25 protein-coding genes are annotated in these 25,872 nt (G+C 71.1%); 14 read left to right on the plus strand and 11 right to left on the minus strand.

The annotated features are described in order from the left end of the window. Window positions 1-43: 43 nt before the first annotated feature. Window positions 44-1,702, minus strand: a complete 1,659-nt coding sequence (locus Q4V64_RS22675; RefSeq protein WP_124441325.1) for a FadD3 family acyl-CoA ligase — start codon at window positions 1,700-1,702, stop codon at window positions 44-46. 108 nt (window positions 1,703-1,810) lie between these two features. Between Q4V64_RS22675 and Q4V64_RS22680 the strand changes: the two genes are divergently transcribed. The 3 genes from Q4V64_RS22680 to Q4V64_RS22690 are packed head-to-tail and all read left to right on the plus strand — an operon-like array spanning window position 1,811 to window position 4,263. Beyond that, on the plus strand, window positions 1,811-3,055 hold the full coding sequence (locus Q4V64_RS22680; protein WP_253267071.1) for a lipid-transfer protein: 1,245 nt from the start codon (window positions 1,811-1,813) through the stop codon (window positions 3,053-3,055). Window positions 3,056-3,061: 6 nt separating this feature from the next. Then, a complete protein-coding gene (locus tag Q4V64_RS22685; protein ID WP_124441324.1) occupies window positions 3,062-3,493 on the plus strand; it encodes a Zn-ribbon domain-containing OB-fold protein in 432 nt (143 codons plus the stop codon). Beyond that, complete coding sequence (locus Q4V64_RS22690; protein ID WP_124441323.1) at window positions 3,490-4,263, plus strand: enoyl-CoA hydratase/isomerase family protein; 774 nt, start codon at window positions 3,490-3,492, stop codon at window positions 4,261-4,263. The genes Q4V64_RS22685 and Q4V64_RS22690 overlap by 4 nt, the downstream gene beginning before the upstream one ends. Before the next feature lie 10 nt (window positions 4,264-4,273). Here the strand turns inward: Q4V64_RS22690 and Q4V64_RS22695 are convergent, their stop codons facing one another. Then, window positions 4,274-6,676 (minus strand): serine/threonine-protein kinase, encoded by a 2,403-nt coding sequence (locus Q4V64_RS22695; RefSeq protein ID WP_124441322.1) that lies wholly within the window; start codon window positions 6,674-6,676, stop codon window positions 4,274-4,276. A 244-nt stretch (window positions 6,677-6,920) separates the two neighbouring features. After that, window positions 6,921-7,658, minus strand: a complete 738-nt coding sequence (locus tag Q4V64_RS22700) for a VOC family protein (protein ID WP_124441320.1) — start codon at window positions 7,656-7,658, stop codon at window positions 6,921-6,923. Window positions 7,659-7,792: 134 nt separating this feature from the next. Between Q4V64_RS22700 and Q4V64_RS22705 the strand changes: the two genes are divergently transcribed. Continuing rightward, window positions 7,793-8,428 carry a TetR family transcriptional regulator gene (locus tag Q4V64_RS22705; RefSeq protein ID WP_124441341.1) on the plus strand — a complete coding sequence of 212 codons (636 nt, stop codon included), beginning with the start codon at window positions 7,793-7,795 and terminating at the stop codon, window positions 8,426-8,428. A gap of 74 nt (window positions 8,429-8,502) precedes the next feature. Here the strand turns inward: Q4V64_RS22705 and Q4V64_RS22710 are convergent, their stop codons facing one another. Together Q4V64_RS22710 and Q4V64_RS22715 are read right to left on the minus strand one after the other, a co-directional pair. Beyond that, window positions 8,503-9,042: a nitroreductase family deazaflavin-dependent oxidoreductase gene (locus Q4V64_RS22710; protein ID WP_124441340.1), complete on the minus strand. Its 540-nt coding sequence runs from the start codon at window positions 9,040-9,042 to the stop codon at window positions 8,503-8,505. Between the two features lie 14 nt (window positions 9,043-9,056). After that, window positions 9,057-10,277: an acyl-CoA dehydrogenase family protein gene (locus tag Q4V64_RS22715; RefSeq protein WP_124441319.1), complete on the minus strand. Its 1,221-nt coding sequence runs from the start codon at window positions 10,275-10,277 to the stop codon at window positions 9,057-9,059. A gap of 179 nt (window positions 10,278-10,456) precedes the next feature. Between Q4V64_RS22715 and Q4V64_RS22720 the strand changes: the two genes are divergently transcribed. The 3 genes from Q4V64_RS22720 (at window position 10,457) to Q4V64_RS22730 (ending at window position 12,861) form a co-directional block, all read left to right on the plus strand. Beyond that, window positions 10,457-11,629, plus strand: coding sequence for an acetyl-CoA acetyltransferase (locus Q4V64_RS22720; protein WP_124441318.1), 1,173 nt, complete (start codon window positions 10,457-10,459; stop codon window positions 11,627-11,629). A gap of 97 nt (window positions 11,630-11,726) precedes the next feature. Next, window positions 11,727-12,185, plus strand: coding sequence for a pyridoxamine 5'-phosphate oxidase family protein (locus Q4V64_RS22725; RefSeq protein ID WP_124441317.1), 459 nt, complete (start codon window positions 11,727-11,729; stop codon window positions 12,183-12,185). Between the two features lie 10 nt (window positions 12,186-12,195). Then, window positions 12,196-12,861 (plus strand): pyridoxal 5'-phosphate synthase, encoded by a 666-nt coding sequence (locus Q4V64_RS22730; protein ID WP_124441316.1) that lies wholly within the window; start codon window positions 12,196-12,198, stop codon window positions 12,859-12,861. A 4-nt stretch (window positions 12,862-12,865) separates the two neighbouring features. Here the strand turns inward: Q4V64_RS22730 and Q4V64_RS22735 are convergent, their stop codons facing one another. The 3 genes from Q4V64_RS22735 to Q4V64_RS22745 form a co-directional block, all read right to left on the minus strand. Beyond that, window positions 12,866-13,468: a GNAT family N-acetyltransferase gene (locus Q4V64_RS22735; RefSeq protein WP_124441315.1), complete on the minus strand. Its 603-nt coding sequence runs from the start codon at window positions 13,466-13,468 to the stop codon at window positions 12,866-12,868. Between the two features lie 76 nt (window positions 13,469-13,544). Then, a complete protein-coding gene (locus Q4V64_RS22740; RefSeq protein WP_124441314.1) occupies window positions 13,545-14,009 on the minus strand; it encodes a Zn-ribbon domain-containing OB-fold protein in 465 nt (154 codons plus the stop codon). Next, on the minus strand, window positions 14,006-14,455 hold the full coding sequence (locus tag Q4V64_RS22745; protein ID WP_124441313.1) for a DoxX family membrane protein: 450 nt from the start codon (window positions 14,453-14,455) through the stop codon (window positions 14,006-14,008). Before Q4V64_RS22745 ends, Q4V64_RS22740 begins: the two co-directional genes overlap by 4 nt. Before the next feature lie 247 nt (window positions 14,456-14,702). Here Q4V64_RS22745 and Q4V64_RS22750 point away from each other — a divergent pair, with 247 nt between their 5' ends. From Q4V64_RS22750 to Q4V64_RS22760, 3 genes are all read left to right on the plus strand, one after another. Next, window positions 14,703-15,908, plus strand: a complete 1,206-nt coding sequence (locus tag Q4V64_RS22750; RefSeq protein ID WP_124441312.1) for an NAD(P)/FAD-dependent oxidoreductase — start codon at window positions 14,703-14,705, stop codon at window positions 15,906-15,908. Window positions 15,909-16,102: 194 nt separating this feature from the next. Further along, window positions 16,103-18,328, plus strand: a complete 2,226-nt coding sequence (locus Q4V64_RS22755; protein WP_124441311.1) for an acetate--CoA ligase family protein — start codon at window positions 16,103-16,105, stop codon at window positions 18,326-18,328. Window positions 18,329-18,449: 121 nt separating this feature from the next. Further along, entirely contained in the window at window positions 18,450-19,238 is a 789-nt protein-coding gene (locus Q4V64_RS22760; protein ID WP_253267075.1) for an enoyl-CoA hydratase-related protein, read from the plus strand. A gap of 3 nt (window positions 19,239-19,241) precedes the next feature. Here Q4V64_RS22760 and Q4V64_RS22765 read toward each other — a convergent pair whose 3' ends face one another. The 3 genes from Q4V64_RS22765 to Q4V64_RS22775 form a co-directional block, all read right to left on the minus strand. After that, window positions 19,242-20,363 (minus strand): hypothetical protein, encoded by a 1,122-nt coding sequence (locus Q4V64_RS22765; RefSeq protein ID WP_172629286.1) that lies wholly within the window; start codon window positions 20,361-20,363, stop codon window positions 19,242-19,244. A gap of 252 nt (window positions 20,364-20,615) precedes the next feature. Next, window positions 20,616-20,966, minus strand: a complete 351-nt coding sequence (locus Q4V64_RS22770; protein ID WP_124441308.1) for a DUF6415 family natural product biosynthesis protein — start codon at window positions 20,964-20,966, stop codon at window positions 20,616-20,618. 456 nt (window positions 20,967-21,422) lie between these two features. Next, window positions 21,423-22,793: a helix-turn-helix domain-containing protein gene (locus tag Q4V64_RS22775; RefSeq protein ID WP_253267070.1), complete on the minus strand. Its 1,371-nt coding sequence runs from the start codon at window positions 22,791-22,793 to the stop codon at window positions 21,423-21,425. Between Q4V64_RS22775 and Q4V64_RS22780 the strand changes: the two genes are divergently transcribed. The 4 genes from Q4V64_RS22780 (at window position 22,768) to Q4V64_RS22795 (ending at window position 25,855) form a co-directional block, all read left to right on the plus strand. After that, complete coding sequence (locus Q4V64_RS22780; protein ID WP_124441307.1) at window positions 22,768-23,448, plus strand: HAD hydrolase-like protein; 681 nt, start codon at window positions 22,768-22,770, stop codon at window positions 23,446-23,448. The genes Q4V64_RS22775 and Q4V64_RS22780 overlap by 26 nt on opposite strands. A 206-nt stretch (window positions 23,449-23,654) precedes the next feature. Beyond that, window positions 23,655-24,644 carry a hypothetical protein gene (locus Q4V64_RS22785; protein WP_124441306.1) on the plus strand — a complete coding sequence of 330 codons (990 nt, stop codon included), beginning with the start codon at window positions 23,655-23,657 and terminating at the stop codon, window positions 24,642-24,644. Window positions 24,645-24,672: 28 nt separating this feature from the next. Beyond that, a complete protein-coding gene (locus Q4V64_RS22790; RefSeq protein WP_253267069.1) occupies window positions 24,673-25,284 on the plus strand; it encodes a flavin reductase family protein in 612 nt (203 codons plus the stop codon). Window positions 25,285-25,321: 37 nt separating this feature from the next. Then, window positions 25,322-25,855 (plus strand): GNAT family N-acetyltransferase, encoded by a 534-nt coding sequence (locus Q4V64_RS22795; protein ID WP_172629285.1) that lies wholly within the window; start codon window positions 25,322-25,324, stop codon window positions 25,853-25,855. Window positions 25,856-25,872: the final 17 nt, after the last annotated feature.

Genomic DNA, 25,872 nt, shown 5'->3' on the forward strand with positions numbered 1-25,872 from the left:
CTGCTCCACGCCCTTGACTCATGCGGAGAGATGCCCTCACTGATCACTCCACCGAGTGACGCCCGAGTGACCCCCCAGCCCACCCCCGCAACTCCCCCTTCACCACCTTCCCACTCGCATTCCGAGGCAGCTCCCCCACGAACTCCACCGCCCTCGGCACCTTGTAGTTCGCCATTTCCCGTCGGCCCCAGGCGATCAGGTCGTCCGCCGTCAGTACCGCCCCGGCCCGCCGGACGACGTACGCCTTGCCGACCTCCCCCAGTCGCGGATCCGGTACGCCGATCACCGCCACGTCCGCCACATCCGGATGGAGGCCCAGTGTCTGCTCGATCTCCGCCGGGTACGCGTTGAAGCCGCCGACGATGAACATGTCCTTGAGGCGGTCCGTGATGCGCAAAAAACCCGCCTCGTCCAGGACCCCCACGTCCCCCGTCCGCAGCCAGCCGCCGTCCTCCATCACCTCGGCCGTAGCCGTCAACACCTCGGCCGTGGCCGTCTCGTCCTCGTAGTAGCCCCGCATGACATTGAAGCCGCGGACCAGGACCTCGCCGGGGACGCCGGCCGGCAACGGCCTGCCTCCCGCGTCCACCACCCGCACCTCCGTCCCGGGTATCGCCCGGCCCGACGTCGACGCGATCACGGAGGGGTCGTCGCCTCGGCGGCACATCGTGACGATGCCCGTCGCCTCCGACAGGCCGTAGGCCGTCAGTACCGTGTCCACGCCCAGTTCGGCCCGCAGCCGTTCCACCAGCCTCAGCGGCACCACCGCCGCGCCCGTCACCACCAGCCTCAGCGCCGAGAGGTCGTGCGCGTCGCGGGCCGGGTGGTCCAGCAGCGACTGGTGGAGCGTCGGTGGGCCCGGGAGGACCGAGACCCGCTCCGCCGCTATGTTCGCCATGACCGTGTCCACGTTGAACACCGGCTGCGGGATCATCGTCGCGCCCCGCATCAGGCAGGCCACGACGCCCGCCTTGTAGCCGAAGGTGTGGAAGAAGGGGTTCACGATCAGGTAGCGGTCCCCGCGGCGCAGCCCCGCCAGGTCGGTCCAGATCTCGTACGCCCGTAGCGTCTGTGCGTGGGTGATCACCGCGCCCTTGGGGCGGCCCGTCGTACCCGACGTGTAGATGATGTCCGATGGGAAGGACGGGGCGAGCGCCGACACCCGCGCCCGCACCTCCGCCTTCCCCACCCCGTCCCCGCTCGCCAGGAAGTCCTTCCAGGTGCGGAAGTCCGCCGGGGCGTCGTCGGAGAGGACCACCACCTGTTCCAGCGCCGGCAGGTCCGGCAGCGGTCCGGGACCGCCTGCCCACTCCCCCGCCGCCGCCCTCCTCAGCGACGCCACGTACGACGTCCCAAGGAACGTCCCCGTCACGAAGAGCAGGCGGGCACCGCTCCGGTGCAGCACGTCCGCCGCCTCCGCGCCCTTGAAGCGCGTGTTCAGCGGGACCAGTACCGCGCCCGCCGACACCGCACCCAGCGCCGAGACGATCCAGTCGAGGGTGTTCGGGGCCCAGATCGCGACCCGGTCGCCCACCGCCACCCCGTTCGCGATGCACGCCGCCGCCGCACGTTCCACTCGGGCGCCCAGCTCGCCGTACGAGATGCGGGTACGGCCGTCCACCACCGCCTCGACGTCCGCGTACCGCTCGGCCGCCGACCGGACCAGCCCGGGGATGGTTCCCCACTCCAAGTCACCGCGCACAGCAGGCCTCCAGTCCAGTCCCCGTTTCACTAGCTGACTACCCGTCAGATTAGCTGTAGTCTGACGCCCTGTCAGCCGCCCAGCGAGCGTGCGGAGGTAACGCCCAGCATGGCCGGAGCAGCAGGAACGGAAGGAACGGCAGGAACAGCAGGAACAGCGGGAACAGCAGGAACAGCGGGAACAGCAGGAACAGCGGCAGCCAGAGCAGCCGGCATCAAAGACGCCACCGCCATCGTCGGCATCGGTCAGACGCCCTTCGCCAAACGCCTCCCCGAGGACGAGAAGACCCTCGCCTGCCGTGCCGTCCTCGCCGCCCTCGACGACGCCGGGATCGCGCCCGGCGAGGTCGACGCCCTCGCCTCGTACACGATGGAGGAGACCGACGAGGTGGAGCTCGCGAAGGCCGTCGGCTTCGGTGACCTCACCTTCTTCAGCAAGGTCGGGTACGGCGGCGGCGGTTCCTGCGCCACCGTCGCCCACCTCGCCGCCGCCATCGCCTCGGGGCAGGCCACCGTCGGCGTCGCCTGGCGGTCGCGGAAGCGGGGGTCCGGGCCCCGGCCATGGCGCAACACCGCCGTCCAACTGCCGACCCCCGCCCAGTGGACCCGGCCCTTCGGCCTCCTGCGGCCCGTCGACGAGATCGCCATGCTCGCCCGCCGGTACATGCACGAATACGGCGCCACCCGCGACCACCTCTTCAACGTCGCCCTCGCCTGCCGCAACCGGGCGAACCAGAACCCCGCCGCGATCATGTACGACCGCCCCCTCACCCGCGAGATGTACATGACCTCCCGCTGGATCAGCGAGCCGCTCTGCCTCTTCGACAACTGTCTGGAGACGGACGGGGCGTTGGCCTGCGTCGTCGTCAGCAAGGAGCGTGCGCGGGACTGCCGGCACAGACCCGTCCACATCCACTCCGCCGCCCAAGGGCTGCCCGCCCAGCACCACGGCATGGTCAACTACTGGAACGACGACCCGCTCACCGGCCCCGCCTGGACCGCCGCCCGACACCTGTGGAAACACGCCGACTTCACGCCCCAGGACGTCGACGTCGCCCAGATCTACGACGCGTTCACCGCCCTCATACCGCTCTCCCTGGAGGGTTACGGCTTCTGCGCCCGCGGAGAAGGCGGGGCCTTCACGGAGGGGGGCGCACTGGAGATCGGCGGGCGGCTGCCCCTCAACACCGGCGGCGGCGGGCTCAGCGAGGCGTACGTGCACGGCTTCAACCTCATCAACGAAGGCGTCAAGCAGCTCCGGGGGACGAGTACGGCTCAAGTACCGGGCGCCGCCACCTGTCTCGTCACCGCCGGTGAAGGCGTCCCCACCTCCGCGTTGCTCCTGAGGAGTTGATCCAGGTTGCTCTCCCCCGTCATCGACCCCGACGGCGCCCCCTTCTGGCAGTACGCCGCCCAGGGCGAGCTGCGTGTCCAGGCGTGCGCCGACTGCGGTGAGCTCCGGTTCCCGCCCCGGCCCTGCTGCCCGCACTGCCAGTCCTTCGCGAGCGAGTGGCGGCGGTTGTCGGGGCAGGGGCGGATCTGGTCGTACGTCGTTCCCCATCCGCCTCTCCTGCCCGAGTACGCGGAGCAGGCGCCGTACAACGTCATCGTCGTCGAGCTCGCCGAGGCTCCGCGCGTACGGATGGTCGGCAACCTGGTCAGCGAGGCCGGAGCGGCTCTCAATTCCCTTGATCCGCACGGCATTCGTATCGGGGCGAAGGTGCGTGTCGTGTTCGGGCCGACAGGGCGGGACACGGCCCCTCTTCCCCAGTGGATCCTGGAGCGCCCGTGACCGTACGCCTCACCGCCGACAAGGACACCGGCGTCGCCGTCGTCACCCTCGACCGGCCGGGCAAGCTCAATGCCGTCGACCTCGCCATGGCCGAAGAACTCCGGGAGATCTGGCGGGGGTTGCGGTTCGACGACTCCGTACGCGCCGTCGTGCTCACAGGCGCCGGCGAACGGGCCTTCTGCACCGGCCTCGACCGGGACGCCGTCGTGCCGCAGCCGAGCTCGCCGTACATGCAGGACGATCCCCTGCTGCGGATCGGGCCGAAGGCGAACGACCTGTGGAAGCCGGTCGTCGCCGCTGTGGAGGGGATGGCCTGCGGCGGGGCCTTCTATCTGCTCGGGGAGTGCGAGTTCGTCGTCGCCGGTGCCGACGCCGCCTTCTTCGATCCGCACACCACCTACGGCATGGTCAGCGCGTACGAGTCGATGCTCATGGTGCAGCGGATGCCGTACGGGGAGGTCGCGCGGATGATGCTGATGGGGACGGCGGAGCGGATCTCCGCGCGGCGGGCGTACGAGGTCGGGCTGGTGTCCGAGGTCGCCGAGGCGGGTGGGGCGTTGGACGCCGCGGTCGCCTGCGCCGCCGTCATCGCCGGGTATCCGGCCGAGGGTGTGCAGGGGACCGTCCGTGCGCTGTGGGCGGCGCGGGAGGCGGCGCTGGCGCCGGGGTTCGCCCAGGCGCCGCACCTCATCTCGCTGGGCAACCTGCCCGCGGGCCGCCAGGCGGAGCTGTTCGCCGCCCGGCGGGGCGACGGGTTCACGATGCGGTGACCCACCGCCGCTATGCCGTCCGCGCCGTCCCCGTCCCCTTCTCCGCGTCCAGCGCGTACACGCACCGGTCCTTGCTGCACGCGTACACCACCCCGTCCTTGACGACCGGGGAGCCGGTGATCTCGCCGCCCGTCGCGAGCTTCCAGCGCAGGCGGCCGTCGTCGGCCTTGAGCGTGTACAGCAGGTGGTCGGTCGAGCCGAAGTGGATACGGCCCTCCGCCACCGCCGGCGCGCCGACGATGTCGCCGCCCGCCTGGAAGCGCCACTTCGGGGTGCCGGTGACGGCGTCCAGGGTGTAGAGCCCCTTGCCGCTGCCCACGTGCACATGTCCCGCGGCCACCAGCACCGGCTCGATGGACGCCCGGGCCTCGGTGGCGATGCGCCATCGGTCGCGGCCGTCGGTGGCGTCGAGGGCGTAGACCGTGCCGAGGTAGTCGGCCAGGTAGATGCCGCCGCCGGCGACCGCCGGGCCCGGTACGAAGGTCGGCGCGCACAGGAAGACCGCCGGCGCCTCGAAGTGCCAGCGCACCCGGCCGCTCGCCATGTCCAGGGCGAGGACACGGGTGCCGGCGGACACGTACACGTATCCGTCGTGGGCCTGCGCCACCCGCACCGGCACCCCGCCGCAGGAGGCGGCGTCGCCGATCGGGTACGACCAGCGCTCGTCGCCCGTGCGGGCGTCCAGGGCGCGCAGCCGGGCGTCCTTCCAGAGGTACACCGTGCCCTCGTGCAGCGTCGGTCCGGCTTCCGGGGACTCGAAGTCGGTCTGGCAGCCGGTGATCTCCCACAGCTTCTGGCCGTTGGAGGCCTCCCAGGCCTGGACGCCGCCACCGCGCGTGCCGGTGATCACGGTGCCCCGGTCGGCCTTCAGGGAGTACACCCAGGCGTCCGTCGACAGCCGCCACAGGTCGGCGCCCTCGCGGGCGTCGAGGGCGAACAGGGTGGGTCCGTCGGAGGCGTGGATACGGCCGTCCGCGACCGCCATCGACCAGGCCACGTCCCGCGTCTTGAAGCGACGCCGACCGGTGGCCACGTCGAGGGCGTGAACCTCGAAGGAGGTGACGTAGACGAGGTCGCCGGCGACCGAGGGGGTGCCCCAGACGTCGTTCGACATGCGGAAACGCCAGGGCCGCCAGCCGGCCGCCGTCTCCGGGGGCGCGGGGGGCGCCGCCGGTACGGCAGGGCCTACGGCAGGGTCTGTGCCGTTGACGCCGGGGCGGGGCTTGGACCAGGAGGCGACCAGGCCGGCCTCCGGCGGGGGCGCCTTGACGGCGGCGGCGCGGGCGTCGGCGACGCGCGGGCCGGGCCCGATCGGCACCGCCGCGCCGGCCAGGCGGACGGGGCCGATGTCGGGGGCGCCGACGGGCGCGGGGGCCGCGGCGGAGGACGGCACCGGGCCGGGGCCGGGCGCCGGAACGACGGGGTCGCGGGACGGCGGGGGCGGGATGGGGGCGGCGGGGGCCACTCGGCCGCCGCCGCTGCGGCCACCGCCGCCCTGCGTCGGTTTCACCGCGGGCCGGCCGCCGCGCCGCGTCTCGATCAGGCCGACCGCCCGCTCGGGCAGCCACGCCGACGCCGTGCCGCTGTCGTCTGAGCCGGAGCCGAAGAGGTGGGGGGCGAGCTGGGCCTGGAGGTCGGCCGGGTTGGGGCGGGCCGTGGCCTCCATCTGCATACAGGATTCGATCAGGGGGCGCAGCTCGTCCGGGAGGCCTTCGAGGTCCGGGCCCTCCCGCAGCAGCATGAACACCGTCTCGACCGGGTTGGCGCCATGGAAGGGCGGGTGTCCCGTGGCGGCGAAGACCAGCATGGAGCCGAGCGAGAAGACGTCGCTGGCGCCCGTGACGCTGCGCGAGTCCTTCGCCTGCTCCGGGGACATGTAGGCGGGCGTGCCGACGGCTACGTTGGTCATCGTCAGACGTGTGTTCGACACGCCGGACGCGATACCGAAGTCGATCACCCGCGGGCCGTCCTCCACCACGAGGACGTTGGACGGCTTGAGGTCGCGGTGCACCAGACCGGCACCGTGAATGGACTGCAGGGCTTCCGCCACGCCCGCCGCCAGCCAGCGCACCGCCTGGGCCGGGAGCGGCCCGCACTCGTTCACTATTTCCTCGAGCGAGGGCGCGGGGACGTACGCGGTGGCCAGCCACGGCACGGCGGCACGAGGATCGGCGTCGACCACGGCCGCCGTATAGAAACCGGAGACCGCTCGGGCCGCCTCCACCTCACGGGTGAAGCGGACGCGGAAGAGCTGGTCCTCGGCGAGCTCCGTGCGGACCGTCTTGATCGCCACGCGCCGGCCGGACGCCGAGCGCGCGAGATAGACCAGCCCCATGCCGCCGGCACCCAGCCGTCCCAGCACCTCGAACGGCCCGATCCGCCGCGGATCGTGCTGCGTCAGCTGATCCACCACTTGCCTGCCACCTCCCCGTACGGGCCGCGTCATTCCACATATGTACGCGACCCCGTGCAGCGTCTCACCACCGCACCGCCATGGCGGCACGCACCCCGATTCTTCCTGGCCGGGGCCCTGGTTGCGAACCCGGTGACAAATGGGGTGTCTCACATCAAATCTCACATCAAGGCAGAGCGATACATCGCCCCGGCACCTCGATCTACCCCTCCGGCACCCCGATCTACCGCTCCAGCACCGCGATCTACCGCTCCAGCACCGCGAACGACGCCCCCTGATTGTCGGTGACCACGGCCACCCTGCCGTACGACGTCTCGAAGGGTGGCGCCTGGACTCGTCCGCCGAGCCGGTTCACCGTTCCGAGGACGGTCTCGCAGTCCTCGACACCGAAGTGGACGAGGAAGTGGGGCGGCATCTCGGTCGGGAAGACGTCGGAGACGGGGGCGCGGCCGAAGTCGGGGTGGGCCTCCGGCCCGAAGAGGGCATCGTGGAAGAGCCCGCCGTAGAAGGTGTTGGCGGTTTCGATGTCCCGGGTGTACAGCTCGGCCCAGACGAAGGTGCCCGGCTCGTGCCGGCTGCCGAAGCCCGCGTGGCTGCCCGGCTGCCAGAGACCGAAGACGGCGCCCTCGGGATCGGCCACGAGGGCGGCCGCGCCCAGGTCGCCGACCGGTACCGGCGCGGTGACGACCTGACCGCCGGCCGCCCAGACGCGGTCGGCCAGCCCCTCGATGTCCGGGGTGGCGAAGTACACCGTCCAGACGGTCGGCAGACGCCCGTCGGCCTTGCGGTCGAGGGCGGCGACGGGCCTGCCCTCACGACGGGCCCATACGGAACCGCCGTACGCCTCCTCGAAGGTCCATCCGAAGAGCTCGCCGTAGAACCGCTTGCCCGCCTCGACGTCGGGAAGCTGCGCGTCGACCCAGCAGGGGACGCCCTCCGCGTAGACGTCCTCTCCGTACCCCGATGCCCTGTTTTCGGCCATGCCGCCAAAGTAACGGCGTCGCACGCACCTCGCAGACCAGGCACACCATCCCCCACACCTTCGTGCACCCCATTTGCAGTCGGCCGAATCGCGCTCCCATCACCCCTCGGTAAGCTGACGTCATGACAGGACAAGTGCGTACCGTCGACGGCCGCGTGGCCGGCCGGCGTGGGCAGGCGACCCGGCAGAAGCTGCTCGACTGCCTCAGCGAGATGCTCAGCTCCTCCCCCTACCGGGACGTCAAAGTCATCGATGTCGCCCGAAAAGCGGGCACTTCGCCCGCAACCTTCTACCAGTACTTCCCGGACGTCGAGGGCGCCGTCCTGGAGATCGCCGAGCAAATGGCCGCCGAGGGCGCCGGGTTGACCGAGTTGCTCGAAGGGCGGTCCTGGGTCGGCAAGGCCGGCTGGCAGACCGCTCAGGAACTCGTCGACGGTTTCCTGGAGTTCTGGCGCAAGAACGACGCGATCCTCAGAGTCGTCGATCTGGGCGCCGCCGAAGGCGACAAACGTTTCTACAAGATCCGCATGAAGATCCTCAATTCAGTCAACAACTCCCTGGTGGACGCCGTCGCCGAGTTGCAGGCCAAGGGCCGGGTGGACAAGGACGTCAGCCCGGCGGCGGTCGCGGGCTCGATCGTCGCGATGCTCGCGGCCGTCGCCTCGCACCAGAAGGGCTTCCAGACGTGGGGCGTGAAGCAGGCTGAACTCAAGCCGAATCTCGCCCTGTTGGTGCATCTGGGCGTGACCGGCAAGAAGCCGACCAGGTAATACCCTTTCTTTTTTCAGGCCCCAAGTCCTGTCACGCAGGCGGCAGCCCACCCGGTGGGCTGCCGCCTGCGGCGTTATGGGCGCTCACTTTCGTACGATCCTGTCCGTACGATCCTGAAGAGCCGTATCTCCCGCTCCACCCGTGCCTGATACGTGGCGTACGGCGGCCAGAATGCCAGCACCGCCTTCCAGGCGGCCGCCCGCTCCTCGCCCTCCAGCAGCCGGGCCGTGACGGGGATGTCCCGTCCCTTCCAGCTGATGGAGGCGTCCGGATGGGCGAGCAGGTTGCCGGTCCAGGCGGGATGGCCGGGCCGCCCGAAGTTGGAGCCGATGAGGATCCAGCTCGCGCCGCCCTCCTCAGGCATGCAGGCCAGCGGCGTCCGCCGGGGCAGGCCGCTCTTGGCCCCCGTCGAGGTCAGGATCATCCCGGGCAGCAGCTGCGCGCTGAGCAGCACACGGCCGCGCGTGAGCCGGTGGACGGCACGGTCCAGGGCGGGGACGACATGGGGGGCGACTTTGGCGAAGCCACGGGTCGACGACACCTTCTGGACCGTCTCCTGCGCCGTCTTCCGGACCACCCTCTGGACCCCCTGCGGGATCGCCCTCCGGACCATCATCCGTGCGCCGCTCACACCGTCACCTCCTTCGCCTCGAAGAGCCGGGCCGCGTCGGCGGCGTGCGCCCGCAGCCGGTGCACTGGCCCGAACAGCAGTTCGTCTCCCGAGGCGCGCTTGAAGTACGAGTGGGCCTCGTGCTCCCAGGTGAAACCGATGCCGCCGTGCAGCTGGATCGCCTCGGCGGCGGCGTACCGCAGCGCCTCCAGCGCCTGCGCGAGGGCGAGCCCGCCGACGCGCTCCCCGTTCGCGGTGGCCCAGGCCGCGTAGTACGCCGCCGAGCGCGCCGCCCGCACCTGTACGTACACGTCGGCCAGCCGGTGCTGCACCGCCTGGAAGGACCCGATCGCCCGCCCGAACTGCTCCCGCTGCCGGACGTACTCCACGGTCCGCCCCAGCGCCTGATCGGCGGCCCCCACGGCCTCGCCCGCGAGGACGGCGGCGGCGGTGTCACCGACGGCGGCGAGGGCGGCGAGTACGTCCGCCTCCTCGCCACCCAGCAACTCCCCCTTGACATCCCGCAGTTGGACCCGCGCCTGCGGCCGGGTCGCGTCGAGGGCGGTCTGCCGTACGCGCACCAGCCCGTCCGCGTCCCCGGGCACGAGGAAGAGCAGCGTCCGCGAGCGGGCGTACCCGCCGGCGTGTGCGGCCACCACGAGGAGACCCGCGCTGTGCCCGTCGAGCACCTGGTCGGCCTGCCCGTACAGCCGCCAGCCGTCTCCCGCCCGCCTGGCCTGCACGCCCCCGGCGCGCCCGCCGCCGGCCCATGCGCCGCCGTGGACGCCATTGACGCCGTGAGCGCCATTGGTGCCGTTCTCGCCGGTGAGCGCGAGGGCTGCGGCGAGGGCGGTGCCGGGTACGGCGAGGGTGGCGGTGAGGGAGCCGGAGGCGATCCGCGGGAGCAGCTCGGTCCGCTGGGCGTCGGTCCCCAGCGCGAGGATCAGCGGCGCGGCGAGCACGGCGGTGGCGAGCAGCGGCGAGGGTGCCAGCGCGCGCCCCGTCTCCTCGCAGGCGAGGGCGAGCTCGGTCGCCGAGCAGCCGACACCGCCGTAGGCCTCGGGAAGGGCGAGCCCGGGCAGGCCGAGGCGTTCGGCGAGGGCGGCCCACAGGGCGGGGTCGTGTCCGGCGGGGCTGTCCACGGCGGCTCGCACCGCATCCGGTCCGCACCGCTTGCGCAGCAGTTCGCGCAGGGTACGGCGGATCTCGTCCTGCTCGGCGGTGAAGCTGGCGTCCATCAGGGTGCCCTCCTCCGGATCTGACGGTGCGTCATATTAGGACGCGGGGAGCGGGATGCCCAGAGGTGCGACGCCGGGGGGCGGAATGCCCAGAGGTACAACGCCGGGGGACGGAATGCCCAGAGGTACGACTACGACACCTGCCCACACCGAACCGCATCTGATGTACCGTCAGTTTCATGACGAGGGCATCACGGAACGTCGCGATCGTCGGTGTCTCCCTCTCCGACTGCGGCCGTGTGGACGACGCCACCCCGTACAGCCTGCACGCGCAGGCGGCCCGCCGGGCCGTGGCCGACGCGGGCCTGGACCACTCACTGATCGACGGCTTCGCCTCGGCCGGCACGGGCACACTCGCGCCCGTCGAGGTCGCCGAGTACCTGGGCCTGCGCCCCGCCTGGGTCGACTCGACCTCGGTCGGCGGCTCAACCTGGGAGGTCATGGCGGCCCACGCGGCGGACGCGATCGCGGCGGGGCACGCCAACGCGGTACTGCTGGCGTACGGGTCCACAGCCCGCTCCGACATCAGGGCGGGCCGGCGCACCGGCACCCTCTCCTTCGGCTCGCGCGGCCCGCTCCAGTTCGAGGTGCCCTACGGCCACACCCTCATCGCCAAGTACGCGATGGCTGCCCGCCGCCACATGCTCGAACACGGCACGACCATCGAGCAGTTGGCCTCCGTCGCTGTCCAAGCGCGGGCCAATGCGGCGCTGAACCCGGAGGCCATGTTCCGCGACCCGATCACCGCCGACGACGTACGGTCCGGCCCGATGATCGCCGACCCCTTCACCAAGCTGCACTGCTGCATCCGCTCCGACGGCGGGGCGGCGGTGCTGCTGGCGGCCGAGGAGTACGTACGGGACTGCCGTACGGAGCCGGTGTGGGTGCTCGGGAGCGGGGAGCACGTCTCGCACGCGTCCATGTCCGAGTGGCCGGACTTCACGGTCTCCCCGGCCGCCGTGAGCGGACGGCTCGCCTTCGAGCGGGCGGGGGTGCGGCCGGACGAGATCGACTTCGCCGAGATATACGACGCCTTCACCTACATGACCCTGGTGACCTTGGAGGACCTGGGTTTCTGTGGGAAGGGCGAGGGCGGGGCGTTCGTGGAGAAGGGGCGGCTGTCGGTCGAGGGCGGGGAGCTGCCGGTGAACACGGACGGGGGTGGGTTGTCGGCACAACATCCGGGGATGCGGGGGCTGTTTCTGCTGGTTGAGGCGGTGCGGCAGCTGCGCGGAGAGGCCGGGGAACGGCAAGTGCGCGCTCGGGGCGGAGAGTTGCCGCGGCTGGCGGTGGCATCGGGGACCGGGGGGTGGTTCTGCTCGTCGGGGACGGTGGTGTTGGGGCGGGGGTGAAGGCCGCCCGGAGGGACGCCGGGGAACACGAATCCGCTCGGCCGACGTTATGCAAAGGAATGGAAAGGACACGCCCGAGCCGCTGAGGGAGACCGACATGGCCCTGACCCGCGAGCAGCGTGAACAGTTCCTGGCCGAGCCGCATGTCGCCGCGCTGGCGGTCGACGCGGGAGCGGGACGCGCCCCGCTCGCCGTACCCATCTGGTACCAGTACGAGCCCGGCGGCGACATCTGGATCATGACCGCGCTCGACTCCCGCAAGAACCGACTGATCAGCGCGGCGGGCCGGTTCTCGCTGATGGTCGACCGGCTCGAACCGTCCATCCGGTACGTGTCGGTCGAGGGGCCGGTCGTCGACACGACCCCGGCCACCCTCCAACAGCTCCGGGAGATCTCGGCCCGCTACCTCCCGGCCGAGCGGGTCGACGCCTATGTCGACTTCGCCTGGAAGAACCACGGCGAGCAGGTGGTCATCCACATGCGGCCCGAACGCTGGGTGTCCTCCGATCTCGGTACCGCGGACGACTACGCTCCGCTGGAAGCCGGTCCCGCGTGACAATCGTGGGATGACAACGGATCTTGACGAGTTGCTGCGGTCACTGCGGGTGTGGGACCCGGAGGTCACCGAGCTGCCACCCTTCGACCCGGCGGCCGCACCCGCCGACCCGCTGTCCCTGTTCACCGAGTGGTTCGCCGCGGCGGTGACGGCCGGGCAGACCGAGCCGCACACCATGTCCCTCGCGACCGCGGACGAGGAGGGCCTGCCGGACGTACGGATCGTGATGCTGCACGGCGCGGACGCGGACGGCTGGTCCTTCGCGACCCACGCGACCAGCCGGAAGGGCCACCACCTCGCCGCCCGCCCGTACGCCGCCCTCGGCTTCTACTGGCCGCTCCTGGGCCGCCAGGTGCGGGTCCGGGGCCCGGTCACCGCAGCTCCGGAGAAGGCGGGACAAGCGGATCTCCACGCGCGGTCGACGGGGGCTCTGGCCGCCGCGCTGACCGGCTGCCAGAGCGAAGCCCTCGGCTCCCTGGCCGAGTTGGCCCGAGCCTCCGAAGCGGCCTGGGAGCACGCCCAGCGGGAACCGGACGCCCCGGTGCCGTCCTGGACGCTCTACCACCTCCAGCCGGAGGAGGTGGAGTTCTTCCAGGGTGATGCGCGACGGCGGCACGTGAGGCTCAACTACCGCAGGGGGTCGGGAGGTTGGGCCAAGGAGTTGCTGTGGCCGTGACCCTTCATCCCACCGCCGGCTCCGGGTCCGTCGCCAGCCGCGCGTGGAGGTGCCTGTCCCGGAACGCGTCGTGCCGGCCCGCCTCGAAGATCGCACCCCTCAGCGTCCCCTCGTACCGGAGTCCGCACCGCTCGGCGATGCGGCAGGATGCCTCGTGGCCGACGGCGTGGCCGAGTTCGAGGCGGTGAAGGCCGAGGTCGGTGAAGGCCCAGTGGGCGGTGAGGGCCAGGGCGCGGGTGGCTACGCGGCGGCCTCGGGCCTCGGGGAGGACCCAGTAGCCGACGCGGGCGGAGCGCATGTCGGGATTGATCCCGTCGACGCCGATGTGGCCGAGGGGCGTACCGGTGTCGGCGTCCGTCACGCAGTACGACGCCGCCCTCCCCTCCGCCGCCCGCATCGCCTTGAAGCGCAGTGACTCGCGCGCGCTGTCGGCGTCGGTGACCGGCTTGAGCGGCGTGTTCCAGCGCCGGAACTCCGGGTCCGTCGTGCCGCGCAGCCAGGTCGCGACGTCGGCGTCGGATTCGGGGCTCCAGGGGCGCAGGCGTATGCCGGGGCCGTTCAGCTCGGGGAAGGGGTGGGCGGCGTATCGGTCGTCGACGTGGGCCATCAGGCCATTGAAGCCGCTCGGATCCGCGTGGCGGGGTGGCGGTCGGCAAGTCCCTCGCCCGCCGCCCCGCGCAACCTCACCGGCACGGCCGGAACACCGGAACCCCGTCCCGGAAGGCGACCTCCAGCTCCATCCCCGGCCGCAGGTCGTCGTGGGCGCACTCCACGACCTCCGTCATCATCCGCGGGCCCTCGGCGAGGTCGACGACCGCGGCGACGTACGGTGTGCGCCCGGTGAAGGGCGGCAGGTCGTTTCGGTGGACGACGGACCAGGTGTAGAGCGCGGCCCGGCCGCTCGCCGGCTCCCAGGTCACGTCCTCGCTCCAGCAGTGCGGGCAGAACTCGCGCGGGTAGTGGTGGGCCCGCCCGCACGCCCCGCAGCGCCGCAGCAGCAGCCGCCCCCGCTCCGCCGCGTCCCAGTAGGTCCGGGTGAAGGCGTCCGCTTCGGGGAGGTCGTAGCGCGGGCTGACCGGACTCCGCGGGCTCTCCGGGCTCCGCTCGGTTTCCGGACTCCGCGAGCTCTCCGGGCTCCGCGCGCTCACTGGAAGAGCCCCAGCGCGTTGTCGATCGACCAGGACTGCCACGACATCCCGAACAAGGCCACCAGGGAGATGAGGGCCATCATCGAGTTCTGCCCCTGCTCGGCCCAGTCGTGGATCATGAGGGTGAAGTAGAGGACGTTGAGCAGCAGGCCTCCGACGAGCGCGAGCGGGGTCAGGAAGCCGAGGATCAGCCCTAGTCCCAGGGCCAGTTCGGCGTAGGCGACGACGTACGCCATGGTCCTCGGGCGCGGCGCCACGACCACGTCGAAGCCGCTGCGCACGGCGTTCCAGCGGTGTTTGGCCGCCACGTCCGCCGCCCAGGTGATCCCGCCGCCCTCGAACCATGTCTTCTTGTCCTTGTGCCGCCAGCTCTCCAGCCACCACAACCCGAGTCCTATGCGCAGGACCGCCAGCCACTGCGCACCGGTGAGCCAGATCGTGTCCATGGATCTGACGGTACGTCAGATACGAGCCTTCGGGAAGCCCGCGTCATTCATGGCACTGTTCACGCATCCACGCCACCCCGCCGCCACGCCGCCACGCCGCCACGCCGCCACGCCGCCACGCCGCCACCACAACCAGACTCCCTACGCCACCAGCCCCACCCACTCCCCCTACAGCCGTGATCGATCCGCAATCGATTCCGGTCTTGACCGAGACCAATCAACCCCAGTCATCACTACGCTCGCGCACATGGCCGACCCCACAGCGTCCGCGAACCCCGCGGAGCCGACGAACCACACAGACCTCCCCGTGTACGTCATCGGCGCCGGACCGGGCGGTCTCGCCGCCGCGTACGCGCTGCGCGCCCGGGGCCTTCGCGCCGTCGTCCTGGAGAAGTCCGACCGCGTCGGGGCGTCCTGGCGGCGCCACTACGACCGGCTCCACCTGCACACCACCCGCCGCCTGTCGGGCCTGCCCGGGCTCCCGATGCCCCGCCGGTTCGGGCGCTGGGTCTCCCGGGACAACGTGGTGCGCTACCTGGAGAAGTACGCCGAACACCACGAGCTGGAGATCGTCACCGGCGTCGAGGTCTCCCGCATCGACCGCTCCCCCGACGGCACCGGCTGGCTGCTGCACGCCACCGGCGGCCGCGAGCTGACCGGCGCCGCCGTGGTCGTCGCCACCGGCCACAACCACACCCCGCGCATCCCGGACTGGCCCGGCCGCGACACCTGCACCGGCGAACTCCTGCACGCCGCCGACTACCGCAACGCGAAGCCCTTCGCCGACCGTGACGTCCTCGTCGTCGGCATCGGCAACACCGGCGCCGAGATCGCCGTCGACCTGGTGGAGGGCGGCGCCTCGCGGGTACGGCTGTCCGTCCGCACCGCCCCGCACATCGTGCGCCGCACGACGGCGGGCTGGGCCGCCCAGTACACGGCCGTGCTCGTACGACGGCTGCCGGTCGGCCTCGTCGACCGGCTCGCCAGACCCGTGGCCAAGCTGAGCGTGCCCGACCTGTCGGCCCACGGCCTGCCCCGCCCCGACACCGGCCTCTACAGCCGGGTGACCGAGGGCTCCATCCCGGTGCAGGACGTCGGCCTGATCGACGCCGTCCGCAAGGGCAGCGTGGAGATCGTCGCCGCCGTCGAGGGTTTCGAGGACGGCAAGGTCACCCTCGCCGACGGCACCCGCGTCGAGCCGGACGCCGTGATCGCGGCCACCGGCTACCGGCGCGCCCTGGAGGGCCTCGTCGGCCACCTCGACGTGCTGGATCCCCGCGGCAGGCCGGTCGTGCACGGCGCCCGCACCCCGGACAACGCCCCCGGCCTCTTCTTCACGGGCTACACCAACCCCATCAGCGGCATGTTCCGCGAGATGGCGATCGACGCGGAGAAGATCGCGAAGGCGATCGCCGCGGACGGGGCGGGGAAGGTGTCACACCTCCCGGGCTGACCGCACCGCCCGCGCCCTGGCCGTGACCGCACCGCCCGCGCCCTCTCCGCCCCGACCGCACCGCCCGCGCCCTGGCCGGGCTCGCCACCGCGCCGTCCAACTTTGACCTGTGCACAGCCGTTCCTGACGTCGCGTCAGTTCAGTAATCTGACAGAGCGTCAGTTAATCGCTGTCACACAGGAGCGGGCGGACCGATGCTTGGATCAACCCACGGCACCCTCACCACCGACTCCCGCCGGGCCCGGGTCATCGCCTGCGGCGAGCAGCCCGGACCCGCCGTCCACGGCCGCCCGGCCGAGGTCGACGATCTCGATGTCAGCGGCCGGCCGTTGTATACGGACGTCCCCGATCTGGACCGCCTCTTCCGGCCCGAGTCCGTCGCCGTGATCGGCGCCTCGGACGCCGAGGGACGGCCGAACACCGGTGTCACCCGGCAGCTGATCACCTGGGCCGAGCGCGTCGGGGCCCGGCTGCACCCGGTGCACCCGAGCCGCCCGTCCGTCTTCGGCATCCCCTGCTCCCCTTCCGTCGCCGACCTGCCCGAGCAGGTCGATCTCGCCGTACTGCTGGTCGCCGACCCCCTTCCCGTGATCGAGGAACTGGCCGAGGCCAAGGTGAAGTTCGCGGTCGTCTTCGCTTCCGGTTTCGCGGAGACCGGCGAGGCCGGCGCGGCCGCCCAGGACCGGCTCGCAGCCGCCGTCGCACGGTCCGGGATGCGGATGCTCGGCCCGAACACCAACCTCAACGCCTTCGAACGGTTCCGGGAGGACCTGGACGGCCCGGCCATCGCCCTCATCACGCAGTCCGGGCACCAAGGGCGTCCCGTCTTCGCCCTCCAGGAACTCGGCATCCGTCTCTCCCACTGGGCGCCCACCGGCAACGAGGCCGACCTGGAGACCGCCGACTTCCTCTCCTACTTCGCCGAGCAGCCCGAGGTCGGCGTCATCGCCTGCTACGTCGAGGGGTTGAAGGACGGCCGCTCCTTTCTGCTCGCCGCCGACCGGGCCGCCCGGCGCGGCGTGCCGGTCGTCGCGGTGAAGGTGGGCCGCACCGAGACCGGCGCCCGCACGGCCGCCTCACACACCGGCAAGCTGACCGGCGCGGACACGGTGGTGGACGCGGCGATGCGGCAGTACGGCGTGATCCGCGTGGACGGTCTCGACGAACTCCAGGACACCGCCGCCCTGCTGGCCCGTGCCCGGCCGCCCCGCGCCGACGGGGTCGTCGTCTATTCGATCTCGGGCGGCACGGGCGCGCACGTCGCCGACCTGGCCACCGAGGCGGGACTGCGGCTGCCCGTCCTGTCGGAGGCCAAGCAGGCCGAACTGCACCAGTGGATACCCGAGTACCTCAGCGTGGCCAATCCGGTCGACAACGGCGGGCATCCGGTCGGCGACTGGCGCGGGCGGAAGATCATCGACGCGATCCTCGACGACCCGGAGGTCGGGGTGCTGATCTGCCCCGTCACCGGCCCCTTCCCGCCGCTCAGTGACCGGCTCGTGCAGGACCTGGTCGACGCGGCCGAGCGGACGGACAAGCTGGTGTGCGTGGTGTGGGGGTCGCCGGTCGGCACCGAGCCGGCGTACCGCGAGGTGCTGTTGGGCTCCTCGCGCGTGGCCACCTTCCGCACGGTCACGAACTGCCTGACCGCAGTCCGCGCTCACCTCGACCACCACCGCTTCTTGACCGGCTACCGCTCCCCCTTCGACTCGGCACCCCGCACCCCGTCCCCCTCCTTCCGCAAGGCGCAGGAGCTGATGCGGCCAGGACAACAGCTGAGCGAGCACGCGGCGAAGCAGCTGCTGCGGGCGTACGGCATTCGCGTACCGCGCGAGCAGTTGGTGACCAGCGCGGCGGCGGCCGTGCGCGCTGCGGGGCTGGTGGGCTACCCGGTGGTGATGAAGGCGTCCGGCGCGCAGATAGCCCACAAGACCGAGCTCGGCCTGGTGAAGATCGGACTGACCTCGGCCAGCCAGGTCCGGGACGGCTACCGGGAGTTGACGGACATCGCCCGCTACGAGGGCGTCTCGCTGGACGGCGTACTGGTGTGCCAGATGGTCGAGCGGGGTGTGGAGATGGTCGTCGGCATCGCCCACGACGAGCTGTTCGGGCCGACGGTGACGGTCGGGCTCGGTGGTGTGCTGGTCGAGGTGCTGCGGGACGTGGCCGTACGCGTGCCGCCCTTCGGTGAGGAGCAGGCGCGGGACATGTGCGCCGAACTGCGCGGGCGGGCTCTGCTCGACGGGGTCCGGGGGCGCCCCCCGGCGGACCTGGACGCGCTCGTCGAGGTCGTGCTGCGGGTGCAGCGCATGGCGCTGGAGCTCGGGGACGATCTCGCGGAGCTCGACATCAATCCGCTGATGGTGCTGCCCAGGGGTCAGGGAGCCGTGGCGCTGGACGCGCTGGCGGTGTGCCGCTGAGATGAACACGTCTGAGTCGAACACGTCTGGGTCGAACACGTCTGGGTCGAACACGCCGGATTCCCCCTGTACTTACGCAAAGACAACAGAGCGGGAAAGTCCCGACACAGCGGGAAATTCCATTGAGTCATTGGTACAGCACGCCACTGACAATCACGTCTCGCGCATCACCCTCAACCGGCCCGAGGCCCTCAACGCCATCGCCCCTGACCAGCGGGAACGCATTATCGGGCTGCTGTCGGAGGCCTCCGCCGACCCGGACGTACGGGCGGTCGTGATCACCGGCACGGGCCGCGGGTTCTGCGCCGGCGCGGACCTCCGCGGCACGGCCGTGGCCGGGGAGCGGATCGCCGGTGACGTCGCCCGTACGATCCGCGCCGGCGCCCAGCGGCTGATCGCCGCCGTCCTCGACTGCGAGAAGCCGGTACTCGCCGCCGTGAACGGGACGGCGGCGGGCATCGGCGCCCATCTCGCGTTCGCCTGCGACCTCGTCCTCGCCGCGGAATCCGCCCGGTTCATCGAGGTGTTCGTACGACGCGGGCTCGTCCCGGACGGCGGCGGCGCGTACCTGCTGCCCCGTTTGATCGGCCCGCAGCGGGCGAAGGAGCTGATGTTCTTCGGCGACGCGCTCGCCGCGAAGGACGCCGAGCGTCTCGGCCTGGTCAATCGCGTCGTACCTGACGGGGAGCTGGCCAAGACGGCTCGCGAGTGGGCGGACCGCCTCGCCGCCGGCCCCACCCGCACCCTCGCCCTCACCAAACAACTGGTCAACGCCTCACTCGACACCGACCGCACGACCGCCTTCGCCGCCGAAGCCGTCGCGCAGGAGATCAACATGACGACGGCGGACGCGCGGGAGGGGGTGGCGAGTTTCGTGGAGCGGCGGAAGGCCGAGTTCAAGGGCCGGTGAGGCTCAGGAGGCCGGTTTCAGGATCCGCAGTTCCCCGGCGTCCGGATCCCCGAAGATCACGAACAACTCGGGAAAACGAGCCGTCCCGGCCACCGTCCAGGCCGTCTCGTTCCCGCAGCCGCTGCCGGTGCCGCTGCCGCTGCCGCTGCCGCTGCCGCTTTCGAGACGTACGACGACGCCGTCCCGGGCGTGGTACTCGCTCTCCTCGTCAAGGGACCACCTCCCTGTGCCCTGGCACACTGCGAAGTCCTCGCTCGCCTCGAACCCTGCCTCGACCGGCATCCGGGTCAGCTCCGCCCGCCCGTCCGGCCGCAGCCGCAGCACCGCCCCGTCGTCGCCGCGCCACACGCCGGCCAGCTGAGCGGCCGACAGCTCGGGAGCCTCGTACTCCTCGATGAGGCCCGTGACGGCCACCAGGCCGCCCGCGAGAGTCAGGACGAACAGGGCGACAGAGGCAACCCCCGCACGCCACCAGATGCTCCAGGTCCCCCACATCCGGCCGGTGTTCCGTGCCCGCACGCGCGCGTACCCGACGGCGAGGACCGGCAGCACGCCGAGGGCGACCAGGACCGGACCCGCGGTGAGGAACGGCCACCCCCAGACCATCGCGCCCAGGAGAGCCCACAAAGTGCCGATGACCGCCGTGCCCAGCAGATGCCGGACCCACCACGGCCACCGGACGCGGCGCAGCGCTAGCGCCCCGACAGGCAACGTTCGCCCCGTCGCGACGCCCGGCACGCACTCTCGCCGCACCGGCCGAAAGCCCAAGTACGTCCAGTACGAGGGCTTCCGGCCGGCACGCCGAGAGCACGCACCGGACGCCGCTCCTTGACGGGCAAACGTTGCCTGCCGGGGCACTAGGTCAGCGACGACGGCACCCGGCAGGGTCTGCACGCACGCGTGCAGCAAGCCGAGCACTGGCAGGTACACAGGCGCGAAAATGACCAGACAGGCGATGCCGAACGCGCCGCCGTAGCCGCTGCCGTAGGGATCGTTAGCCACCGCATGGATCCACCAGAGCAGAAAGGCAGCCGGAAGCTGTGCCGCCCCCGCCGCGGCTGCCGCGTTCACATCGGCGTCCGCCCTGTTCAGACCGGCCTTGCGCCGGAAATGCCACCACCCCATGGAGGCAGCGTACGGACCGCCGCGTCGCCAGCCGGGCCCGCCTCTGCCTACACGAACAAGCCGGTGATCGCCCTCACGACGACGCGCCCCCAGCCCGCACGTGGCAGGGGCATCGGCAGCGGGCCACGAGCAGCACCCTGGCCGTGTGAGGCAGGGGCACGTCATTGGTCTGGCGGCACTGTCTGTGGAGATCCGCGTAGCCGGGCCGCCGCGCCAGGGTGCACTCGACGGACAACGCGCGGGGTTCAGTGTTCACGGGCGACCGCCGAGGACCTCGTAGTGGTCGCACAGGAGTTTCAGGACGCGGGCCAGCCGCCGGGCGTGACCGGCTTCTCCGCCGTACCTGCGGCTGGGCTCGGCAGCGAGCCTGCTGCGTGCCTCCCACACGCAGGTGCGAGCGGCGTGGACGAGGGTGTTCTCCCCGCCCAGCTGAGCGGCCTCCGCCTCGACCTCGGAGATGATCAACTCCAGGTGACCGCGCAGCGTGGCCGTGAGCGTCACCAACTCGGTCCCGGACGGCGGCTCGGCGACCGGCGCACCCTCGATGTCCAGGAGAAGGCTCACGGACTCGCGCATCGTCGCGAGATCCACTGTCGTATTCACCGGGCCGCCTCCAGCGCCTGGCGCAGGACGGCGGCCGGAGTCAGTCCGCACTCCTGGGAGAGGAGCCAGTACGGTCCGGGCGGCGCCTCCTTGTGGGTCGGGGGGGATCACCACATGGGAGTTCCGTCCGAGAGCGGTGGTCTCTGGCACGTCCCAGTCGAGAGCACTGCCCGGCGGGAGGAAGAAGTACAGCACCGGTTCGGGCGGTGCCGGGTCAACGGCCACAGCGCCCGGGGTCGCGATCCGATCGATCGCGCGCAATGCCAGGTGCCGACTGACCTTGACCGCGTCCCACTGAACGCCGACAGGGGCAAGCCGCGTCCCAGCCGCGCTCATCATCTGTGCCGCATCGCTGATCATCTGTCGTCCGTCCTTCGTTTGCGATGTGCAGCGAAGGTACGGCTGGAACAACCGCCCTACCCGAACTCGCAGTTCGGGTGAACTACGAGTTCGGGGTCACAGGAGCTGGAGCCGACCCGCGAGATCGTCCACCTGCCGACAGAAAGTGGAACGGACGCGCTTCCGAAGGCCGAAGATCATGTCTCGGGCGAGTGGGCTGCGCGCCAGATCTTCAGGAGCCACCTCTTCCAGGTGAAGCAGGTGCACGAGGACTGCCGCGTCCTCCCGGCGCAAGTCATAGCACCTGGCCAGTTCCAGGCCGAAGGTGAACTGCCGTTCGCGGCTGGGCAGCACAGTCGTGTCGATCTTGTCGGCCACGCGCAGACCTTCGGCTGCCTCACCGGCCAGCATCTCGATGCTCATGGCGTGCATGGAGACGTTCGACGGCCCGAAGACGGTCCACTGCACATTGCCCTCGCCGACTTGCGCGGCGAGCGGCACCGCCCGCTGGTCAAGCCGTTCACGGGCAGCCCACCAGCGACGACGGCGAGCATCGGAGACGACAGCCACCAGTTCAAGGGCTCCCTTCACGGCCTGAGTCTCAGCCGTCGCAGGTGCCCGGCTGAGCTGATCAATGGCCTGCACAGCGACTTCCTTGGCCTCCTCTACGGCGTCGGGCTCGGCGTGAGAGAGAAGGACGTGGCCGAGGTTCCACTGAGCCGCCGCGATACGCAGGGGGTCGTCCGCGTCCTCGGCGGCCCGGATCGCCCGGTCGGCAACCATGAGCGACAGATCGAGCCGTCCGGCGCGGCGGCAGTATGACCGCAGCAGCCCGTACAGATCAGCGGCCACGCGCAGGATTTCGCGCCGCGCGACAGCGTCGGTGCCGCTGCGGTGGGCTCGTACTGCATGCTCGACATCACCGATCAGGTCAGGGAGGAGTGCGGCTGCTTCCGTGAACCGGTCCTTCGACGACTGCCAGATCCCCCAGGCCAGCTCCACGCGCTCCCGGAGCTGTGCCGGGCTCACCGGGGCAGGGCTGAGCGGCGGCCCGTAGCCCATGAGCGCGCGGGCGACCTCGGGTGCAGCGGTGACGACCGTGGCCGCCGGTTCCTCCGCTGAGTCTTCGGTGAGCAGGGCCGCCAACGGCACGCCGAGCTCAGCGGCGAGGCGAGCGAGCACCTCGGCGGACGGTACCTTCTGGCCGGCCTCGATCTGTTGCAGGTAGCGTTCGGTGATGCCGCACAGTCCGGCGATTGCCGCCTGGGTGCGATTTCCGTTCTTGCGCCGGTAGTGCTTGACCTTCTGTCCCACGGGCAGTCTCGGTGAGGTCACCGTTCCGCCCCCTCCCCCGCTTGCGTCTCGTACCGTCAGCGTAGGACGGAGCGCGGCACCGCGTGCAGAGTCCGCACGTTCGTGTGACACGCAATGCCCAGGAATGATGGGGAGTTGAGGAGGCGTCATGGCCCGGCTGGTCTTGTGGGACATCGACCACACGTTGATCGACACGCGCGGTGTGGGCCGTGAGCTGTCGGCCGCGGCGTTCCAGCAGACAGTGGGCCTGGCGATGCGCGAGCAGGCAAAGATCGACGGCATCACGGAGCCCGTCATATTCCGGGAGACGGCGAAGCTGCACGGCTTGACGACGGATCGCAGTGACTTCGAGCGGTTCGCTGCCGCCCTGACAGAAGAGCATCTGGCACGGGCGGCTGACCTACGCGAGCGGGGCCATGCCCTGCCGGGCACGGTCGCCGCACTCGATCTGCTCGCTGCGGACGGCATCCAACAGACCGTGGTGTCCGGGAACATCCGCCCCGTCGCCGAGATCAAGCTCCAGGTCTTCGGTCTCGACCGGCACATCCTGTGGGAGCTCGGCGCCTACGGTGAGGACAACGACCTGCGTGCCGAACTCGTGAGGCTGTCCCTTGACCGCGCGAATGCCGCGCCCACCGAGGCCGTTCTCATTGGTGACACCCCAGCCGATGTTGAAGGCGCGCACGCAAACGGCGTACGAGTGATCGCCGTGGCGTCGGGACGGAGTAACGAAGCCGTGCTCCAAGACACCGGCGCCGAGACAGTGCTTCCCGATCTGCGAGACGCTGAGCTACTGAGGAAGCTGGTGCGCGGCTCGAGCGCCCGGTGACGAGCGGGACGGCTCGATAGGCGGTGCGAGCGAAGACCCCGGAAGCCATCTTCACTTAACGCATCCACGCGCGCACTCTCCGTACGATACGGTCACCTCGACAACTCCCCCTTGTCGGAAGCCTTCCCGGCACACAACAAGGCGGCCCCCGCAACGGTTGCACCCGTTGGCGAGGGCCTAAACCACCAGTGGAAAGCGACTCCACCGTGATTTACCGGCACCATATCGCGCCCCCGCGCGCCTACACCCAGCTCTCCCACGACATCATTCGGCATCCCCGCCTCTCCTCCGATGCCGTCCGCCTCCTGACCTGGCAGCTCTCTCTCCCTCAGGGGGCGCGCGAACCCCTCTCGCGCACCGCCGAACGCGCCCGTATCGGCGCCTGCGCCTTCACCCGGGCCAAACGCCAGCTCAAGGACGAGGGCTTTGTGCACGAACGGCGCCTGCAAGGCCCCGGCGGCCAATGGATCACCCAACAGCTCGTCTCCAGCGTCCCGTTGAGCGCCGCTGAGGCAGCCAAGATTCTCGGACGGATGCCCGTAGGCGTGGGCACCACCACCGAGCGGGTGTCGCCGCAGCTCGCACCGGGTTCCCATATCCCGGCCGTCGGTGAACCGACCACTCCGCCGACCGACGGTTATCCAGAGGCAGACCCTTGCGGGAACACCGCCCACCAGCCCCCCAAACCCCCCGCGCAGTCGGCGTCTTCAGAGCCCTCAGAGCCGGAGGCACCTACAGAGCCAGAGACCCCGCAGCTCCTCGAAGATGCCCGCAACCTGGTCTCCTCGTTCCCACACCTCTCCCCCGCACTCCGCCACATCCCCCGTGCCATGCACGCCGAACTGACGCACCTCACCGCCCGCTGGCTCGCCGCCGGGCACGCACCGACCGCCGTCCGCTCCCACATCCTGCGCGGCCTTCCCGACGCCGACACCCCCGTGCATCGCCCCGGCGGCCTGCTGCGGTACCTGCTCCGCGACATCCCTCCCGTACCCGAAACCGGCCCACATGCCCCGCCGCCCCGACCGGCACCCACGTCCGAACCCGCACCGGGTCCCCGCCTGTCACTGCGCCTCACTGGAGCCCGGGAGTGCGAGGGCGACCACGCCCAGCCCATGCTCTTCCGGCCGATCGGCGAGGAGGTCCTGTGCCGGGAATGCATCGCCCGCCACTCCCGCACAACCCTTCCTATCTGACATACCGTCAGTTTCAATGGTGTGCGTGATGGGACAAGCAGGAATGGCGGAAGCCGCCGTCCGCTACCTCAGGTCAATGAAAACACCGCCCGTGGTAGCGCTGCCGCGCCCCGAGTTGAGGTGTGTCGGCGAGGACGAACGGGCCCCGGTCGACCGGGCCGAGTTCCGGCGTGTCCTGGGGAGCTTCGCGACGGGCGTGACCGTCGTCACGGCACCCGCCGCCGACGTCGAGGGCACCACCGGGGTGACCCCGGGCCCCGCCGGTTTCGCCTGTCAGTCCTTCTCCTCCCTCTCCCTCGACCCGCCGCTCGTCGCCTTCATGGTCGGCCGTACGTCGACGACGTGGCCAAGGATCGCCCGTGCTGGCGTCTTCTGCGTCAACGTCCTGGGGGCGAGCCAGGGCGAACTCTGCCGTGCCTTCGCGGTGAGCGGTGCCGACAAGTTCGCCGGGGTGGAGTACGACGCCGCCCCCGCGTCCGGCTCCCCGCGCCTGGCCGGCACGCTCGCCTGGATCGACTGCACGATCCACGCGGTGCATACGGGCGGCGACCACCTCATCGTCGTAGGCCGGGTGAACGCTCTGGGGGCGGCAGACGGGGACGAACCGCCGCTGCTGTTCCGCAAGGGGCGGTTCCTATGAGAGGAACTGTGTACCGCGATACGCACGTCATGCGCACATGACGACTTCTCAGACCTCGCTGCGAGTCGCGAGCCTCGACGACCTGGACAGCATCGCCGACCTGCACACTCAGGCCCGCGCCGCCTACTACCGGGCAGGTGGGACATTGGCGGCGGAGCTCGTCTCTCCCAAGGCGCACTCCGATCGGCGGGGCGGGTGGATGCGTGCCCTCCAGGCGGACAATCGGACGGTGCTGTGTGCCGTGCGAGAGGGTGCGTTGGTCGGCATCCTTTCGATGGGCGATCCGGTGGACACCGACGTGGACGCCACGACCGCCCTCCAACTGCACCAGATCCACGTCCGTCCGAGCAGTTGGGGCCAAGGCATCGGCAGCCGTCTGCACGACGCATTCGTACGGTTCCTGCGCGACGCGTCCCTCACGACCGGGGTCCTCGAAGCCTGGGAACGCAACACCCGGGCCCAGACCTTCCACGCCCGCCACGGCTGGGCCCCGGACGGCCACTGGCGCCCAGGCCCAGCCGCTGCGGACTACGTCCGCCTGCGGCTGGACTTGGGCCCTTCGGTCAGCTGAACAGCACCGTCGCTGCC

The sequence above is a fragment of the Streptomyces sp. NL15-2K genome, assembly GCF_030551255.1.
GTDB lineage: Bacteria > Actinomycetota > Actinomycetes > Streptomycetales > Streptomycetaceae > Streptomyces.

Excerpts from the sequence above, each read along its gene's own strand:
- Q4V64_RS22680 (WP_253267071.1), top strand. The coding sequence starts at position 1,811 with ATGGCCGGAGCAGCAGGAACGGAAGGAACGGCAGGAACAGCAGGAACA.
- Q4V64_RS22700 (WP_124441320.1), bottom strand. The coding sequence starts at position 7,658 with ATGGCCGAAAACAGGGCATCGGGGTACGGAGAGGACGTCTACGCGGAG.
- Q4V64_RS22710 (WP_124441340.1), bottom strand. The coding sequence starts at position 9,042 with ATGGTCCGGAGGGCGATCCCGCAGGGGGTCCAGAGGGTGGTCCGGAAG.
- Q4V64_RS22715 (WP_124441319.1), bottom strand. The coding sequence starts at position 10,277 with ATGGACGCCAGCTTCACCGCCGAGCAGGACGAGATCCGCCGTACCCTG.
- Q4V64_RS22720 (WP_124441318.1), top strand. The coding sequence starts at position 10,457 with ATGACGAGGGCATCACGGAACGTCGCGATCGTCGGTGTCTCCCTCTCC.
- Q4V64_RS22725 (WP_124441317.1), top strand. The coding sequence starts at position 11,727 with ATGGCCCTGACCCGCGAGCAGCGTGAACAGTTCCTGGCCGAGCCGCAT.
- Q4V64_RS22730 (WP_124441316.1), top strand. The coding sequence starts at position 12,196 with ATGACAACGGATCTTGACGAGTTGCTGCGGTCACTGCGGGTGTGGGAC.
- Q4V64_RS22735 (WP_124441315.1), bottom strand. The coding sequence starts at position 13,468 with ATGGCCCACGTCGACGACCGATACGCCGCCCACCCCTTCCCCGAGCTG.
- Q4V64_RS22745 (WP_124441313.1), bottom strand. The coding sequence starts at position 14,455 with ATGGACACGATCTGGCTCACCGGTGCGCAGTGGCTGGCGGTCCTGCGC.
- Q4V64_RS22750 (WP_124441312.1), top strand. The coding sequence starts at position 14,703 with ATGGCCGACCCCACAGCGTCCGCGAACCCCGCGGAGCCGACGAACCAC.
- Q4V64_RS22755 (WP_124441311.1), top strand. The coding sequence starts at position 16,103 with ATGCTTGGATCAACCCACGGCACCCTCACCACCGACTCCCGCCGGGCC.
- Q4V64_RS22765 (WP_172629286.1), bottom strand. The coding sequence starts at position 20,363 with ATGGGGTGGTGGCATTTCCGGCGCAAGGCCGGTCTGAACAGGGCGGAC.
- Q4V64_RS22780 (WP_124441307.1), top strand. The coding sequence starts at position 22,768 with ATGGCCCGGCTGGTCTTGTGGGACATCGACCACACGTTGATCGACACG.
- Q4V64_RS22775 (WP_253267070.1), bottom strand. The coding sequence starts at position 22,793 with ATGTCCCACAAGACCAGCCGGGCCATGACGCCTCCTCAACTCCCCATC.
- Q4V64_RS22790 (WP_253267069.1), top strand. The coding sequence starts at position 24,673 with ATGGGACAAGCAGGAATGGCGGAAGCCGCCGTCCGCTACCTCAGGTCA.
- Q4V64_RS22795 (WP_172629285.1), top strand. The coding sequence starts at position 25,322 with ATGACGACTTCTCAGACCTCGCTGCGAGTCGCGAGCCTCGACGACCTG.